This window comes from Streptomyces sp. NPDC048291 (assembly GCF_043201715.1).
GTDB lineage: Bacteria > Actinomycetota > Actinomycetes > Streptomycetales > Streptomycetaceae > Streptomyces.
The window spans coordinates 39357-53928 of sequence record NZ_JBICZC010000012.1; the positions used below are offsets into that span (position 1 = coordinate 39357).

Annotated in this window: 14 protein-coding genes; 7 read left to right on the forward strand and 7 right to left on the reverse strand. The window is 72.4% G+C overall.

Annotated features, from left to right (window positions below):
• Positions 1-5: 5 nt before the first annotated feature.
• Positions 6-956 carry an NADP-dependent oxidoreductase gene (locus ACGF5O_RS30865; RefSeq protein ID WP_393813166.1) on the reverse strand — a complete coding sequence of 317 codons (951 nt, stop codon included), beginning with the start codon at positions 954-956 and terminating at the stop codon, positions 6-8.
• Positions 957-1117: 161 nt separating this feature from the next.
• On the opposite strand from ACGF5O_RS30865, the gene ACGF5O_RS30870 reads away from it, so the two are divergent.
• Positions 1118-1963 (forward strand): hypothetical protein, encoded by an 846-nt coding sequence (locus ACGF5O_RS30870; RefSeq protein WP_393813167.1) that lies wholly within the window; start codon positions 1118-1120, stop codon positions 1961-1963.
• Positions 1964-1967: 4 nt separating this feature from the next.
• Here ACGF5O_RS30870 and ACGF5O_RS30875 read toward each other — a convergent pair whose 3' ends face one another.
• The gene (locus ACGF5O_RS30875) at positions 1968-2534 is read right to left on the reverse strand and encodes a TetR family transcriptional regulator (protein ID WP_393813168.1); all 567 of its coding nucleotides are present in this window, start codon (positions 2532-2534) and stop codon (positions 1968-1970) included.
• Positions 2531-2893, reverse strand: a complete 363-nt coding sequence (locus ACGF5O_RS30880) for a DUF1304 domain-containing protein (RefSeq protein ID WP_362595319.1) — start codon at positions 2891-2893, stop codon at positions 2531-2533. Before ACGF5O_RS30880 ends, ACGF5O_RS30875 begins: the two co-directional genes overlap by 4 nt.
• A gap of 346 nt (positions 2894-3239) precedes the next feature.
• Here ACGF5O_RS30880 and ACGF5O_RS30885 point away from each other — a divergent pair, with 346 nt between their 5' ends.
• The 5 genes from ACGF5O_RS30885 to ACGF5O_RS30905 are packed head-to-tail and all read left to right on the forward strand — an operon-like array spanning position 3240 to position 7668.
• Complete coding sequence (locus tag ACGF5O_RS30885; protein ID WP_393813169.1) at positions 3240-5060, forward strand: ATP-binding protein; 1821 nt, start codon at positions 3240-3242, stop codon at positions 5058-5060.
• A 5-nt stretch (positions 5061-5065) separates the two neighbouring features.
• Complete coding sequence (locus ACGF5O_RS30890) at positions 5066-5476, forward strand: roadblock/LC7 domain-containing protein (RefSeq protein ID WP_046733906.1); 411 nt, start codon at positions 5066-5068, stop codon at positions 5474-5476.
• A complete protein-coding gene (locus ACGF5O_RS30895; protein WP_362595324.1) occupies positions 5473-5844 on the forward strand; it encodes a DUF742 domain-containing protein in 372 nt (123 codons plus the stop codon). Before ACGF5O_RS30890 ends, ACGF5O_RS30895 begins: the two co-directional genes overlap by 4 nt.
• Positions 5825-6430: an ATP/GTP-binding protein gene (locus ACGF5O_RS30900; RefSeq protein ID WP_362595326.1), complete on the forward strand. Its 606-nt coding sequence runs from the start codon at positions 5825-5827 to the stop codon at positions 6428-6430. The genes ACGF5O_RS30895 and ACGF5O_RS30900 overlap by 20 nt, the downstream gene beginning before the upstream one ends.
• The gene (locus tag ACGF5O_RS30905; RefSeq protein ID WP_393813170.1) at positions 6427-7668 is read left to right on the forward strand and encodes a cytochrome P450; all 1242 of its coding nucleotides are present in this window, start codon (positions 6427-6429) and stop codon (positions 7666-7668) included. The genes ACGF5O_RS30900 and ACGF5O_RS30905 overlap by 4 nt, the downstream gene beginning before the upstream one ends.
• A gap of 108 nt (positions 7669-7776) precedes the next feature.
• Here ACGF5O_RS30905 and ACGF5O_RS30910 read toward each other — a convergent pair whose 3' ends face one another.
• The 3 genes from ACGF5O_RS30910 to ACGF5O_RS30920 all read right to left on the reverse strand — a co-directional run bounded on the left by ACGF5O_RS30910 (position 7777) and on the right by ACGF5O_RS30920 (position 13325).
• Entirely contained in the window at positions 7777-9507 is a 1731-nt protein-coding gene (locus ACGF5O_RS30910) for a hypothetical protein (RefSeq protein ID WP_393813171.1), read from the reverse strand.
• 677 nt (positions 9508-10184) lie between these two features.
• Positions 10185-11819 (reverse strand): amidohydrolase, encoded by a 1635-nt coding sequence (locus ACGF5O_RS30915; RefSeq protein ID WP_393813172.1) that lies wholly within the window; start codon positions 11817-11819, stop codon positions 10185-10187.
• Positions 11820-11831: 12 nt separating this feature from the next.
• Positions 11832-13325 (reverse strand): APC family permease, encoded by a 1494-nt coding sequence (locus ACGF5O_RS30920; RefSeq protein WP_393813173.1) that lies wholly within the window; start codon positions 13323-13325, stop codon positions 11832-11834.
• A 128-nt stretch (positions 13326-13453) separates the two neighbouring features.
• Between ACGF5O_RS30920 and ACGF5O_RS30925 the strand changes: the two genes are divergently transcribed.
• Positions 13454-14194, forward strand: a complete 741-nt coding sequence (locus tag ACGF5O_RS30925; protein ID WP_393813174.1) for a helix-turn-helix domain-containing protein — start codon at positions 13454-13456, stop codon at positions 14192-14194.
• A gap of 61 nt (positions 14195-14255) precedes the next feature.
• Here ACGF5O_RS30925 and ACGF5O_RS30930 read toward each other — a convergent pair whose 3' ends face one another.
• Positions 14256-14561, reverse strand: coding sequence for a DUF4235 domain-containing protein (locus ACGF5O_RS30930; RefSeq protein WP_393813175.1), 306 nt, complete (start codon positions 14559-14561; stop codon positions 14256-14258).
• Between the last annotated feature and the right edge of the window lie 11 nt (positions 14562-14572).

The window sequence follows — 14572 nt, forward strand, 5'->3', positions numbered from 1 at the left end:
GCGGGTCAGTCCACCACCAGGACCAGCTTCCCGGTGGTCCGGCCGGTGCCGCCCAGCTCGTGCGCCTTGGCGGCATCGGCCAGCGGGAAGGTCCCCGCGACCGTCGCGCGCAGCTTCCCCGCCGCCACCAGTTCCGCGACCGCCCGCATCCCCGCCCGGTCGGCGTCCACCAGCATCCGCACCGCCCGCACACCCAGCCGCTCGGCCTCCTCGTACAGCGCGGGCGAGCCCACCGGCAGGATCGACACCAGTATCCCGCCGGGCCGCAGCACCCGCAGCGAGGCGGCCGAGGTGTCCCCGCCGACGGTGTCGAGCACGACGTCGACGTCCCGCACCGTCTCCGTGACGTCCACGGACCGGTAGTCCACCGGCTCGTCCACGCCGATCTCCCGCAGGAAGTCGTGCTTGCCGGCGCTCGCCGTGCCGATCACGTACGCGCCACGCGCCTTGGCGATCTGCACCGCCACATGCCCGACCCCGCCGGCCGCCGCGTGGACCAGCACCCGCTGTCCCCGCTGGACGCCGGCGTTCTCCACCAGCGCCTGCCAGGCGGTCAGGGAGACCAGCGGCAGCGCGCCCGCCTGGACGTGGTCGATCGCGGCGGGCTTCGGCACCAGGGCCCGGGCCGGGACGATCGCGTACTCGGCGTGCGTGCCGTGCCCGAACGGGTAGGACACCATGCCGAAGACGTCGTCACCGGGCTTGAAGGCGGCGACGCCGATCCCGGTCTCCTCGACGGTGCCGGAGACGTCCCAGCCGAGGACGAAGGGCGGCCTGCCGAGGAAGCCGCCGTTCTCCCGGTGCTTCCAGTCGGTCGGGTTGAGGCCGGCGGCCCGCACCCGGACCAGTACCTCGTTGGGGCGCGGCTTCGGCCGCGCCGTCTCGATCACCTTCAGCACCTCGGGGCCGCCGAGGACGTCCTGGCTGATCGCACGCATCGTGTTCACATCGTTCATGGTCACCCAGCCTGCCGGGAGCCGCCCGGCGGGAAAATGGCACGATGGCCAACCTTCGATGGAATCGTGCCAGCACCTCCCGCTCCCTCCCGGCGAGCGTGAACGTTCCACCCAGCTCCGCCGTCGAAGGACGGCAACGGTGACGAGCGGCGGGGGCGGGCATGCGCAGAGGGCTGGCGGCGACGGTACTGGCGGCGGCCGCGGTGGTGGGCTGTGACGGTGCGCGCGGGCCGGACGTGGTGGTCGAGGGGACGCCGCCGGCGACCCCGTACCGCGGGCCGCTGGACATCGCCACGAAGGAGGCCGACGCGAGCAGCCCGCAGGCCATGCGCATCGCCTCCGGTGCGGCCGGCCGCGCGCTGGAGTGCGACGGGGAGATCTACTGGGGCACCGGGCCGGACGGCTGGAGCGACAGTGACGGCGGCGGTTCGCCCGAGGACGGTCTGCGGCTCTTCTTCGACATGTTCGACCCGGAGGTGCCGCGTGACGGCTACCGCGTGGAGCGGAGGGGAGCCGACCGCGTGCTCTACTCCTACGACGTACGCGGGCGCACGAAGGTGGCCGTCGTGGTCGCCAAGGACCAGCGGGACAGGCCCGGTTGGGGTCCGGAGACCAACGCCTCCTGCGATCCCTCCGAACTCCCGGCGAGTGTGACGTCGGGCCAGGGACGGCACGAGATCTGGACCGACGCCCGCGGTCACCGGGTACCGGTCACGAAGATCACCAGCTCCGCCGGCGCCGGGCACTGCGGCTGGCAGTCCGCGCACTTCCTGACGGTCGGCGGCAGGACGTACGTCCGCGATCCCCACGGCGTGTTCGCCGAGGACTCCGTACTCGCCGGACGCTACGACGGTGACGCCACGATGCCCGCCGACGCGCACGACACCGGATACCGTTTCCGTGGCTGGCGGCTGTGGCTGACACAGGACGGCGACACGGCGTACGTCCGCACCTCGCACGGTGTGGAGGCCTGGCCGAAGGAGCGGCGCGGTTTCGCCTGCCGATGACCGCTCAGCGGCTCATGTGCAGGGCGACCAGCAGCTGCCAGACCTGGTCCGCCACCTGGTCCGGATCGGCGTCGAGGAGGCCGTGCAGCCAGTCGGCCAGCACCCCGGCGAAGGTGGCGGCCACCGCCGAGGCCACCAGCGGGGCGTCCGCCGCGCCCACCAGCTCCCGCTCGGCCAGGCTGCGCGCCCGCAGGTCCCGGTGCAGCACCCGGCCCAGCGGACCCCCGCCGCCGGGCGCGAGCAGCTCCCGGTACAGGGCCGCGTGCGGGACCAGCCCGGCGAAGAACTCGCGCAGCGCCGGTGGCGCGTGCACCGGGTCCGGCCGGCCGCGCCAGGCGTGCAGCGCGTCGACGGCCTCCCGTACGACGTCCGCGCAGGTGTCGACCGCCAGCGCCTCCAGGCCGTCGTAGTGGACGTAGAACGTGGCCCGGCCCACCCCGGCCCGGCGTGCCACCGCGGCCACCCCGGCCTCGGCGAGCGGCCGTTCGGCGCACTCCTCCAGGAGGGCCGCCCGCAGCCGCGCCCGGGTGCGGGCGGCCCGCGGGTCTTCCGCGGCCGGGCGGCCGGTCACCGGGCGGCGAGGACGGCGGCCAGGGCGAGCGCGCCGGGCAGCGCCTGCGCGAACAGGATCCGCCGGTTGGCCGTGACCGCGCCGTACACCCCCGCCACCACCACGCACGCCAGGAAGAACACCTGGGCCCGGAAGCCGGTCGGGTCGGCGGCCACGAGCCCCCACACCAGGCCGGCCGCCAGGAAGCCGTTGTAGAGGCCCTGGTTGGCGGCGAGCGGTGCGGTTCGCCGGGCCAGTTCCGCGTCGAAGCCGTGGAAGCGCATCCCGGGGCCCTTCTGCCACAGGAACATCTCCATCACCAGGATGTACGCGTGCAGCGCGGCCACCAGTCCGACCAGCACGTTCGCCAGAATTTCCATGATCGGCGGATCCTCCCCATCTCTTGAACAGGTGTCCACTATAGCTGGACAGGTGTCCATGAAGTTACGGTTCTTCCGGCCGGGGTGTGGGGGTGCATGTCCGGAAGTCGCGGGTGGCAATGGGTATTTGTTGATTTGGCACCAACTGGCGGAGCGTGACGGAACCCTCACTTCCTCTGTCCGCCGAGGTTGATCCTTTCGGGTTCAAACCCGATAAGCTCCCTTCCGTCACAGCGAGTTGACGCACCCCAGGGTGGGTCCGTCCCGCCGTGCGTACTCGTGAGTGCGGCCTTCGCACACCGCCCCTGTTCGCTGTTGTTCGATCGTGTTGCTTCGAGGGATGCAGATGGAACTCGCCACTCCGCCGCCGGCGGCGCGGGCCCCTGTCGCCTGGTACAGCTGGTGGCTGATGCCACTGGCCTTAGGGGGAGGGACGGTCGCTGCCACGTTCATGAGCTCGGAGCGAATAACCGCGGCCGTCGCCGGCGCCGCGGCCACCGCCGCCAGCTCCGTGTGCGTGCGCCTTTTGATCCGCACGCAGCGCCAACTACGCAGCTCCGAAGGGTCGTTCCGAAGCTCGCAGGCCGAGCACTCCCAGCAGTGGCAGCAGCATGTCTCGGGCCTGGAGCGCAAGTTCTCCGCCGAGCGCGCCACGCTGGAGGGCCGGCTCGACGAGCAGTCGGCCGCGTTCGACGCCCAGCTCGCTGAGCAGGCGTCCGCCTTCGAGGGCCGGCTCGCCGACCGGACCGCCCACTACGACGCCCAACTGGCCGAGCAGGCCCGGGCGTACGAGGAGCGGCTCGCCGACCAGCTGAAGTCCGCCGACGCGCAGCTCGCCGACCAGGCCGAGGTCTGGCAGGAGCAGGTCACGCACCAGCGGGCCGCGATCTCCCGGCTCGCCGGCGAGCAGCTGCCCGAAGCGCTGAAGCGGCTGCGCGAGGGCGACGCCATCGACGACCTGCTGCCCGTCACCGAGCAGTGCGCCAAGGTCGACAAGGACGTCCGGGCCGACCTGCGCCGCATCCTGCGCACGTCGCTGATCGGTGTGGAGGAGGAGTTCAACCGCTCCACCTCCGCCGAGCAGGCCGTGATCAGCATCGGCAACCGCATCCACGTCCTGACCAGCAAGCTGCGCGGCCGGCTGCACGAGATGCAGGGCGAGCACGGCAGGCTGCCCGCCGTGGCCCGCGGTCTCATGGAGCTCGACCAGGAGCTCGGCCCCGCCGACTCGCTCGCCGGCAGCATCGGCGTGCTGGGCGGCTCGGACCGGCCCGGCCGCCAGTGGCAGGAGCCGCAGCGCCTGCTCAGCGTGGTGCGCGGCGGCATCGGCCGGATCAAGGACTTCCATCGCGTCGAGGTCCGGCATCTGCCCGAACTCGGCGTCGACGGCGGTCTGGTGGACCACCTCACGCTGATCTTCGCCCACCTGCTGGACAACGCGGCCCGCTACTCGCCGCCCACCGAACCGGTCGTCGTGTCCGGCAAGGAGGTACCGAACGGCGTCGGCATCGAGATCCAGGACTCCGGCAAGGGCCTGAGCGAGGAGAAGAAGCGCGAGGCCGAGCACTCCCTGGCCGGCACCGACACCGGACCCGGTATCGGGGGCATCTCCGAGGACGCCAACATCGGCCTGCGGGTCGTCGGCATCCTCGCCCGCCGGTACGGCATCCGGGTCACCTTCGCGGACTCGCCCTGGCTCGGCACCTCGGTGGTCGTCGTGGTCCCGCACAAGTTCTTCAGCCCGCTGCCCGCGGCCCCCGCCGCTCCGGCCCCCGTGGCGGCCGCCCCCGCCGCCGCGTCCCCGGTGCAGGCGCACGGCCCGGTCGCCGTCGAAACCGTCACTCAGCCGGAGTCCGGCGAGGCCTTGGACACCACCCCGGGCGGACTGCCCCGGCGGCGCAGCCGGCGCCGCGAGGACGAGCAGCCCGAGGAGCGCCCCGTGCGCACGGAGGGCGCCGCGTTCCCCGCGGTCCCGCCCGACGAGTCCTTCGCCGGCCTGGCCGCATTCGCCACCGCGGGCCGCGCGCCCGTCGCCGGCGAAGCGGCGGACAGCGAGGCCGAGTTGACCGGAGACGAAGACGACGCGGCACCCGCGAACCCGGCCGGCGCCGATGACGCCGCCGCCGGACGCGAGTCCGCCGAGCACCGCACTGAAGAGAGCGACTAGTCCACATGACGCAACAGGGAACCGACGTGAGCTGGGCGCTCCGCGATCTGGTGGAGAGCATCCCGGAGATCCGTTTCGCCCTCGTGGCCTCCAGCGACGGCAAGGCCATCACCTCCTTTGGTGCCGAGGACCCCGACGACGTGGACCGCTTCGCGGCCGTGGTGGCGGGGCTGCAGGCCCTGGCCCAGCCGGTCGCCGAGCAGTTCCCCAAGTACGCGGGGCAGCTGCGGCTGGCGATGATCGAGGTCGACGGCGGTCACCTCTTCGTCGTGCGGGCCGGTGTGGAGACGTATCTCGGGGTGCTCGCCCGCGAAGGACTCGACCAGGGGTTGCTCGGCCATCAGATGAGGGACCTGTCACGGCGGATGGGCGAGCTGCTCGGCACCTCTCCGCGCCTGGAGGAGCACTCTGGATGAGTGCTCCCCGCGGGCCCTCGGATCCGTCCGGTCTCGAGCGTTACTACGTCCTCACCGGGGGACGCAGCGGACCGGGCGGGTCGGCGTCGAGTCTCGACGTGGCCACCCTCGTCGTCTCCCGCACCGCCCCCGTCCCGGGGATGCAGCACGAGTACGAGGAGATAGTCCGGCGCTGCCGTGATCCGCTGTCGGTGGCCGAACTCACCGCCCATCTCGGATTGCCCTTCAACATTCTCGCGGTGCTGTTGGCGGATCTGCTGGACGCAGGCCGTATTGAAGCCCGTGATCCCATTCCGGCGCACCACGCCGGACGCGGGCCTGACCTCGCGCTCCTCCAGGAGGTACTCAGTGGACTTGAAAGGCTTTGACCATCCCGGCGACCCCGGTGCCGGGGGGACCCGCTCGGTCAAGGTGATGATCGCCGGGGGGTTCGGCACCGGGAAGACCACCATGGTCCGCTCCGTCAGCGACATCAAGCCGCTCACCACCGAGGAGACCCTCACCCAGGCGACCGTCGGCGTCGACAACCTCATCGGTGTCGCGGACAAGACCGAGACCACGGTCAGTCTCGACTTCGGCAAGATCAGCCTCAACGAGAACCTGATGCTGTACCTGTTCGGCACCCCCGGACAGGAACGGTTCTGGTTCCTGTGGAACGGGCTGTTCAAGGGAGCTCTTGGCGCGATCGTCCTTGTGGACACCCGGCGGCTGGCCTCCAGCTTCCGGGCGATCGAGGAGATGGAGCGGCAGAACGTGCCGTTCGTCATCGCCCTGAACGTCTTCCCGGACTGCAAGGAACACCCCATCGAGGAGATCCGGGACGCCCTCGACATCTCCCCGCACACCCCGATCGTGGCCTGTGACGCCCGGGACCGGGCCTCCAGCCGTGACGTGCTGATCGCCCTGATACGTCATTTGAAGGAACGCTCCGCCGTCGCACTGGAGCCGCGATGAACGACCAGAGCCCCGACGTCCCCCGCGGCTGCCCGGTCGCACACGGTTCGCCCGAACTGGCCCGGCTGTACGGGCCCGACGCGGCCACCGACCCGCTCGGCATCTACGAGCGGCTGCGCAAGGAGCACGGCTCCGTCGCGCCGGTGCTGCTGGAGGGCGACATCAACGCCTGGCTGGTGCTGGGCTACCGGGACAGCCGGCGGGTGCTCGACAATCCCCGCCAGTTCGCCCGGGACGCGCGGATCTGGCGGGACTGGCAGGAGGGCCGGGTGGCGGAGAACCACCCCCTGGTTCCGATGGTCGCCTGGCGCCCGGACTGCGTGTCCCAGGACGGCGAGGCGCACCGCCGGCTGCGCGAGGCCGTCAACGACGGGCTCCAGGCCGCCGTGGGCCGCGGTATCCGGCGCCATGCCACCTACTTCGCCAACAAGCAGATCGACGCGTTCGCGGGCGTCGGCCGCGCCGATCTGGTGGCGGACTACGCCGGCTACCTGCCGATGCTGATCCTCACCCGCCTGCTGGGAGCCACCGAGGCCGACGGGCGCCGGCTGGTCGAGTCCAGCGCCCTGGTGTTCCAGGGCGGCGAGGAGGCGATCCGGCACGACGCCATCATCAGGGAGATCCTCGGCGAACTCGCGGACCGCAAGCGGGCCGAGCCCGGATCCGACTTCACCACCGGCCTGCTGGAGCACCACGCGGCCCTCGACCACGACGAGATCGTCAGCCATCTGCGTCTGGTGCTGGTGGCCGGGCACAGCACGACCAGCAACCTGCTGGCCCGGGTGCTGCAGCTCATCCTGACGGACGACGCGCGGCTCTCCAGCCTGATCAGCGGTCAGCTGACCATCTCCGCGCTGGTGGAGGAGGTCATGTGGAACTCCCCGCCGCTGTCCGTCCTGCCGGGGCGCTTCGCCGTCAGCGACGTCGAACTGGGCGGGCACCGCATCGAGGAGGGCGACCTGCTCGTCCTCGGCCTCGCCCCGGGCAACCTCGACCCCGAGGTCCGGCCCGACCCGAGCGCCTCGATGCAGGGCAACGAGTCGCACCTCGCGTTCAGCGCGGGCCCGCACGAGTGCCCCGGGCAGAGCATCGGGCTGTCGATCATCGAGATCGCGGTCGACGTCCTGCTGCACCGGCTGCCGGGGATTCGGCTGGCCGTGCCGCCGGAGGAGATCACCTCCACCTCCTCCACGTGGATGTCCCTGCTGGACAGCCTTCCGGTCGAGTTCGCGGTGTAGACCCGGACACGCCGCTGCCCGGTCCTCTCACGAGACCGGGCAGCGCCGCCGTCCCCCAGGAGAGACTCCCCGTAGGGCCCCCGTAGGGACCAAAAGGGGAGCTCCGCGTCAGCCGTCGAGCCAGTCGCCCGTGACGCCCGTGGGGCGGTATCCCGTGGCGTTCCAGAGGAAATGCGGGTGGGCGCCGCCGAACATGTAGGCGAGCAGGGTGGTGTCCTCCCGCCCGGTCCGGGGATCGTGCAGGGCGTGGAACCGCTCGGAGCCGACCACGCCGGCGTCCTGCTGGATCTCCCGCGCACGGGCCGGGGGCGCCGCGGCGATCGACGCCTCCACGGCCGCGACATAGGTGCGGCGCAGGATGTCCCAGGTGCTCTCGACGTCGCCGTGCCAGGGGCCGTGCAGTGCCTCGAAGGCGTGCAGTTCGGCGTCGAAGAGGGCCCAGGCCCCGGGGTGCTCGGTCCGGCAGCGGGCGGACAGCTCGGCGGTGCGGGTGCCGAGCGCCGGAACGGTGGGCCGCGGGCCGACGGCGAGGGTGGTGCCGTCGCTGAGGATGCCCGTGCACGGGTTGGGCTGCAGGTCGCACAACGCGCACCCCTCGGCCGGGGGCAGGCCCCGGGTGATGCCGTCGAACCACAGGGCGTGGCGGCCCGTGAGCCCCATCCAGACGATGGTGGTGGTCAGCAGCCAGGTGTTCCACATCGGGCGGTGCGCCTCGGGCATGCAGCCGTACTTGACGAGGGCTATCGCGCAGGCGGAGTAGAACGCCTTGGTGTGGGTCGGCATGTCGGCGAGCCAGAAGTTGCTTATCTCGCCGGTGAGGGCGTCGGCCCGTACGTCGGCCATGTCGTCGATGACGCGGCACAGCAGCAGGGAGGCGAGGTTCTCCTCCTGCCACAGTTCGGTGTCGGGCGCGACGTGCCAGAACAGGCAGTCCAGCATCTGCAGGACCGAGTAGGCGCTCTGGTCGAGCGGGTTGGTCTGCGGGAGCACGACGCGGCCCGCGTGGTGCTGGCGGAGCCAGTACTCGTCGACGGACCGCTTGTGGGCCGCGAAGAGCCCGGAGACCAGGGCCCGTGCGCTCGGGGTGCTGAAGTTCTCGGCCAGGCGGCTTTCGACGTGCTGGGTCAGGCGCGCGGTGTCGATGGTGTCGATCACGCGTTTGTACTCGTGGAAGACGAGGATGTCGTCCTCGAAGCGGTGCCGGTGGCCGAGATCGCGCTCCAGGTCGTTCATCTGCCGGGTCCAGGACCAGCCACCGGTCAGGACGCTGTCGAGTTCCCGGCGGTACGGCCAGGTCTTGACCGCGAGGGGCCGGCCGGCGCTCTGCCGCCAGCTGTAGTCGTCCAGCGTGCGGGCGGGGGGCGTGGGCAGGTGACGGCAGAGCGGGCAGGTGCAGTCGGTCGCCTGCTCCTCTTCGCGCGGCGGGGCGAGCGCCCGGGTCCGCCAGGCCCCCTCCAGCATCGCGCAGGTCAGCCGGCAGAGCTCGATGTCGGTGCTGACCTGGGGGAAGGCCGCCTCGATCGTGCGCAGGCCGGCGTCGAGCCGTTTCAGCCGGGCGTAGCCCTCCTCGTCGGGCGGGAGGAAGGCGCGCGGCGCCGGCCGGAGAGCTCCCGCCAGGTGCAGCGTGGTGGCGGCGTGGGGGGAGCCGAGCGCGTCCAGCCGCTCCCGGGCGGCGCTCTGGTCCCGCCGGTACTGCTCCGTGCTCCCCTTGACGCGTTCGGTCAGGAGGCGGGCCAGGGCGTCCCCCGTCTCCGCGGGCTGGAGCGGGGCGCTCGGCTGCGCCGGGAGCAGGCTGTCGGCGGACGCCTTCTGGACAGCACCTACGCCTCGGGAATTCACACCGGTCTCCTTCAAGCTGTGGTCATGACAACGAAATCGGCCGACTGCGGTCGTCGGCAGTCCTGTCCGGGGCGCCGCCCCCTGCTGCTGCGGCCGTGCCGAACGGCCGGACGCACGCGACCGGCTCCGGCTGCTGCCGCGAACGGCTGCGAACGGCTGCGAACGGCTGCGAACGGCCGTGAACGGCCGCGGACACCCGCGAACGACCGTGAGGGGTACGACAGCTGTGCCCACGGCAGGGGAAGCGGAGCGGGCCGCCCGACGGGGCGCCGGTCCACGGCGGATGCGTCCTCGGCACCGCCGGCCTGCCGCGGACGGCACGCCCCCGGCGCAGCGCTCCTGCTACAGGACGAGGACCTGGTGCGCGGCCTCAGCAGTGCTGAAGAGGCCGCGCACCAGGTCCATGTCCCGGAGCCGGCGCGGATGACGGGCGCGCGGACTCCGGATGCTCATCGACGGGGGACTCGAAGGGCAGGTCGAAGGTGACGTCCTGAGGCATGTGTTTCCTTTCGGGCGACAGTGCGCAGAGTCCCCCCGTCCCTGCGAACGGGTGGCCTGTCGGCCACCCGTGCACTCGAACTGGCCTTCGTGGCTCGAAAGTTGAGCCGTGAAGCGCTACGAGGCTGCCCAGAGCGTAAATGATCTACGCGTGACCTGGCCGTGATGTGTGTTACTGCTCATACCTCCTGAGCTGAGTACACTCGCGCGCCCCCGACGTATGTGTGCGCGACGCGTGTGTCCGCGAGGTGCTCGGGGGGCCCGTTGAACGGGTCGCGGTCCAGGACCACCAGATCCGCGAGCGCGCCGGCCGCCACCCGCCCGGTGTCGTCGAGATGGTTCACGTAGGCCGAACCGGCCGTGTACGCGCTGAGCGCCGCCGCGAGTCCCAGTCGTTCCTCCGGCAGGAACACCGGCGCGTCGCCGCCCGGTTCGACCCGGTTCACCGCGACATGGATGCCCTGGAGCGGATCGGGGCTGCTCACCGGCCAGTCGCTGCCGGCCGCGAGCCGGGCCCCGGAGCGCAGCAGCGACCCGAACGGGTACTGCCATCCCGTCCGTTCCGCGCCCAGGAAGGGGATCGTCAGCTCGTCCATCTGCGGCTCGTGCGCGGCCCACAGCGCCTGGATGTTCGCGGTGGCGCCGAGCTGGGCGAAGCGCGGTATGTCGGCTGGGTGCACGACCTGGAGATGTGCCAGGTGGGGCCGCGTGTCGCTCATCCCGTTGGCGGCCCGCGCCGCCTCGACCGCGTCCAGGGCGTCCCGTACCGCCCGGTCGCCGAGCGCGTGGAAGTGGCACTGGAAGCCGAGGGCGTCCAACTCGGTCACGTACTTCGGGAGCTGCCCCGGGTCGATGAAACTCTTGCCCCGGTTGCGCGTCGCGCAGCCGCACGGGTCCAGGTAGGGATCGAGCAGTGCGGCCGTGCCGTTCTCGGCGACCCCGTCCAGCATCAGCTTCACCGTGCCCGCCCGGAACCTGCCGTGGGTCAGCGCGGCCCGCTTTTCGACGAGTTCGGGAATCTGCTCGGCCCCGCGCTCCCGGTCCCACCACAGCGCCCCGACCACCCGCGCGGTCAGCGAACCGTCCCGGGCCGCCGCCAGATACGCCGACGACGGGTCGTCCATGCCGAGGAAGTCCCCGATCAGCGCGTCCTGCCAGGCCGTGATGCCCAGCGCGTGCAGATGGCGCTGCGCGTCCAGCAGTGCCGCCAGCCGGTCCGCCGGGCCGGCCGGCGGGGCGAGCCGGCCGACCAGCTGCATCGCGCCCTCCTGGAGCGTGCCGCTCGGCGCGCCGGAGGCGTCCCGCTCGATCCGCCCGTCGGCCGGGTCGGGCGTGTCGCGCCCGATCCCGGCCAGCTCCAGCGCCCGGCTGTTGACCCACGCCCCGTGATGGTCCCGGTTGGGCAGGTACACCGGCCGGTCCGGTACGACGGCGTCCAGCAGCTCCTTCGTCGGCGTACCGCCCTCGAACGCCTCCATGGACCAGCCGCCGCCCAGGATCCACGGCCGCTCCGGATGCACCGCGGCATAGGCGCGTACGGCGGCCACGGTCTCCTCGGCGGTCAGCAGCCCGGTCAGGTCGCACTGGGCCAGTTCGAGGCCCGCCGGGACCGGATGGACGTGCGCGTCCTGGAACCCGGGCAGCAGCAGCCGCCCGGCGAGGTCGACCACCTCGGTGCGCGGCCCGGCGAGCTCCCGCAGCTCCCCGGCGGGGCCGACGGCCGTGATGCGCTCACCGGTGACGGCGACGGCGGTGGCCGCGGGGCCCTCCGGAGTGAGGACGGGGCCACCGGTGAAGAGCAGATCTGCGTGCATGTTTCCTGTTCCTCAGTTGGGGGTCGTGAGCAGCTGGAGCGCGTCGGCGTCGGTGCCCCGGCCGGTGCGGAAGTACGGCGAGCGCCGCACGTACTTCGCCCAGCCGGCCGCGACGAACCCGGACGCGATCATCGCCAGCGGGGTGGCCAGCAGGAACCACCCGTTGTCCGCGCTGACCTCGAAGTGGTCGGTGGAGGTGTAGAAGGACCAGCCGAGGTAGCCGCCGAGGCCGAGCAGGACGAGGGCGCTCAACGCCGGGAGCACCACGGCCCGTACGCCCTGCCGCCAGTCCTCGCGCAGCAGGGAGCGGAAGCGCGCGGCGGCGGCGAGCGCGGTCAGCGCGTAGGACAGGGCGACCACGATGCCGACCGCGTTCACCGTCGCCATGATCATGTCGGCGAGCCGCGGGATCACCAGGGCCAGCCCGGCGACCACCGTGGCCAGCGCCCCGATCAGCAGCGTGCCGACCGCCGGGGTCCCGTACCGGGCGCTGACCCTGGACCACACCGGCCCGAGGGTACGGTCCCGGCTCATCGCGAACATGCCCCGGGCCGTCGGGATCACCCCGGCCTGCAGCGAGGCCACCGCCGAGAACATCAGCGCCACCAGCGGCAGCGCGGCCCACGGCTGTGCGGCCAGCCGGTCGCCGAAGAACGCCAGCCCCTCGGCCCCGTGTCCGGCCAGCTCCTGCTCCGACAGCACCCGCTGGAACGCCACCGAGCCGAGCAGGAACAGTCCCAGCATGGTCACCAGGGTGATCAGCCCGGCCCGGGAGGCGTCCCGGGGGTCGCGGACCTCCTCGTTGACGCTGAACGCGGCCTCGAAACCCCAGTAGCAGAAGACCGACAGCAGCAGGCCCTGCGCCAGCGCCGTCGCCGACGGGATCGCGAACGGGTCGAACCAGCTCAGGCTGAAGGGGTGCGGTCCCTTGACGATGCCGTATCCGCAGAACCCGAGCAGGACCACGTACTCGAAGACCAGCAGCCCGGTCTGCAGGCGGGCGGCGGTGCGGATGCCGGTCACGGCGGTGAGGGTGACGGCGACCAGGACCAGGATCCCGAGGGCCGTGGTCTGCGCCGTCGAACCGGGGTCGAGACCGAGCGAGCCGATCCGGTGCACTCCGGCCTCTCCGGCCAGTTGCAGCAACGCGGACCCCGTGACCGCCGTGGTGTACGCGAGGAAGGCCACCGTCGCCACGATGTTCACCCAGCCCACCAGGAAGCCGAGCCACGGGTTGAGCGAACGGCCCACCCACACATAGCCGTTGCCCGCGTTCGGCTCCACCCGGTTCAGCCGGGAGTAGGCGCCCGCGATGCCGAGGACCGGCACGAACGCCAGCAGCATGATGGCCGGCAGATGCAGCCCGACCACCCCGGCCGTCACCCCCAGACCGATGCCGATGCTGGTCGTGGCGGCCGTACTGGACGCGGCGACCGCCACGCCGTCGAGGACGCCGAGGGATCTGCGCAACTCGGGGGGATCCGCTGTGTAGGGCTGGTCGGACATGGCCGGCACACTCCGCTCGCACCAGGGGGCCGGACTGGTCGGCCCCGGTGACGGGACATGAAACTGCCGGTGCCCTTCACAGGTCAACGGTGTTGTCATAAGGTGCCCGCACGTCATGAGGAGGTCCGTTGAGCGAACGTGTCGTCCCGGCCGCCGCCCGGCAGCGCCGCCGCCCCACCAAACAGGGCGTGGTGCTCTCCGAGGCGCTGATCGTCGAGACCGCGATGCGGCTGATCGAGGAGCACGGCGCGGACGCCCTGTCGGTGCGCCGCCTCGGCCGTGCCCTGGGCGCCGATCCCAGCTCCCTCTACCGCTACTTCCGGCACACCGACGACCTGATGCTCGCCGTCGCCGACGAGCTGATCGGCCGTACCCTGCGCGTCTGGCGGCCCACCGGCGACTGGCGTGCCGACCTGCGCGACCTCGGCCTGCGGATGCACGCAGGCGCCCTCGCCCAGCCCCGGGCGGCGGTGCTCAGCGCCCACCGGGTGACCGGACGGACGTACGAGATCCAGGCCGTCGAGACCATCCTCGGGATACTCCGGAACGCCGGTTTCCCGGACGCCGAGGCGGTCCGCGTCTACCACGCCTTCGTCGACCAGGCCCTCGCCTACGGCGCCCTCGACTCCGCCAACACCGCGCTGCCGGAGCCCGCCCGGGAGGCCGAGACGGACGTGTGGCGGGCGACCTACGCCCGGCTGCCCGCCGACAGCCACCCGAACATCGCGGCCACCGCCCGCCATCTCGTCGCCTCGATGCGGGGCAGCTCCTACCCCGCCGCCCTCGACCTGCTGCTGACGGCCGCCGAGACCCGGCTGGCCCTGCTGGGCGCGGGGGAGCGGCCCGGGGACCGGCCGGCGGGCGGCTGACTCCGCCGACCGGGGACAGCCGGGCCGGGAGGGCCCGCCGAGGGAGCAGGGCGGAGACCGCTCAGTCCCGGCCCCCCTTGCCGGCCGTCGGCCACACCCCGGTGGAGCGCTCTATGGCCGTCGCGCCGGTGCGGTCCACCGCGCTGCGCACCACCGCGAAGACCGCGCCCTGGACCGCCGCGGCCAGCAGCACCTCGCCCCAGCCGCGGTCCCGGTCCAGGGCGTCCGGCGCCTCGTCCTCGCCGCGCAGCGCCTTCCAGGTGCGGCGGAAGGCCAGCGCACCCAACGCCCCGCCGGCCCAGCTCAGCACGAACCCGAGGGGCGCGTAGACGAGGGGAAGCTTCAGCTTCTTCCTGCTCTTGGCCATGCCTGCCTCCG

Bases quoted from the DNA above. Each gene is read 5' to 3' on its own strand.
- ACGF5O_RS30865 (WP_393813166.1), bottom strand. From the start codon at position 956: ATGAACGATGTGAACACGATGCGTGCGATCAGCCAGGACGTCCTCGGC.
- ACGF5O_RS30920 (WP_393813173.1), bottom strand. From the start codon at position 13,325: ATGTCCGACCAGCCCTACACAGCGGATCCCCCCGAGTTGCGCAGATCC.
- ACGF5O_RS30890 (WP_046733906.1), top strand. From the start codon at position 5,066: ATGACGCAACAGGGAACCGACGTGAGCTGGGCGCTCCGCGATCTGGTG.
- ACGF5O_RS30870 (WP_393813167.1), top strand. From the start codon at position 1,118: ATGCGCAGAGGGCTGGCGGCGACGGTACTGGCGGCGGCCGCGGTGGTG.
- ACGF5O_RS30895 (WP_362595324.1), top strand. From the start codon at position 5,473: ATGAGTGCTCCCCGCGGGCCCTCGGATCCGTCCGGTCTCGAGCGTTAC.
- ACGF5O_RS30930 (WP_393813175.1), bottom strand. From the start codon at position 14,561: ATGGCCAAGAGCAGGAAGAAGCTGAAGCTTCCCCTCGTCTACGCGCCC.
- ACGF5O_RS30880 (WP_362595319.1), bottom strand. From the start codon at position 2,893: ATGGAAATTCTGGCGAACGTGCTGGTCGGACTGGTGGCCGCGCTGCAC.
- ACGF5O_RS30915 (WP_393813172.1), bottom strand. From the start codon at position 11,819: ATGCACGCAGATCTGCTCTTCACCGGTGGCCCCGTCCTCACTCCGGAG.
- ACGF5O_RS30885 (WP_393813169.1), top strand. From the start codon at position 3,240: ATGGAACTCGCCACTCCGCCGCCGGCGGCGCGGGCCCCTGTCGCCTGG.
- ACGF5O_RS30905 (WP_393813170.1), top strand. From the start codon at position 6,427: ATGAACGACCAGAGCCCCGACGTCCCCCGCGGCTGCCCGGTCGCACAC.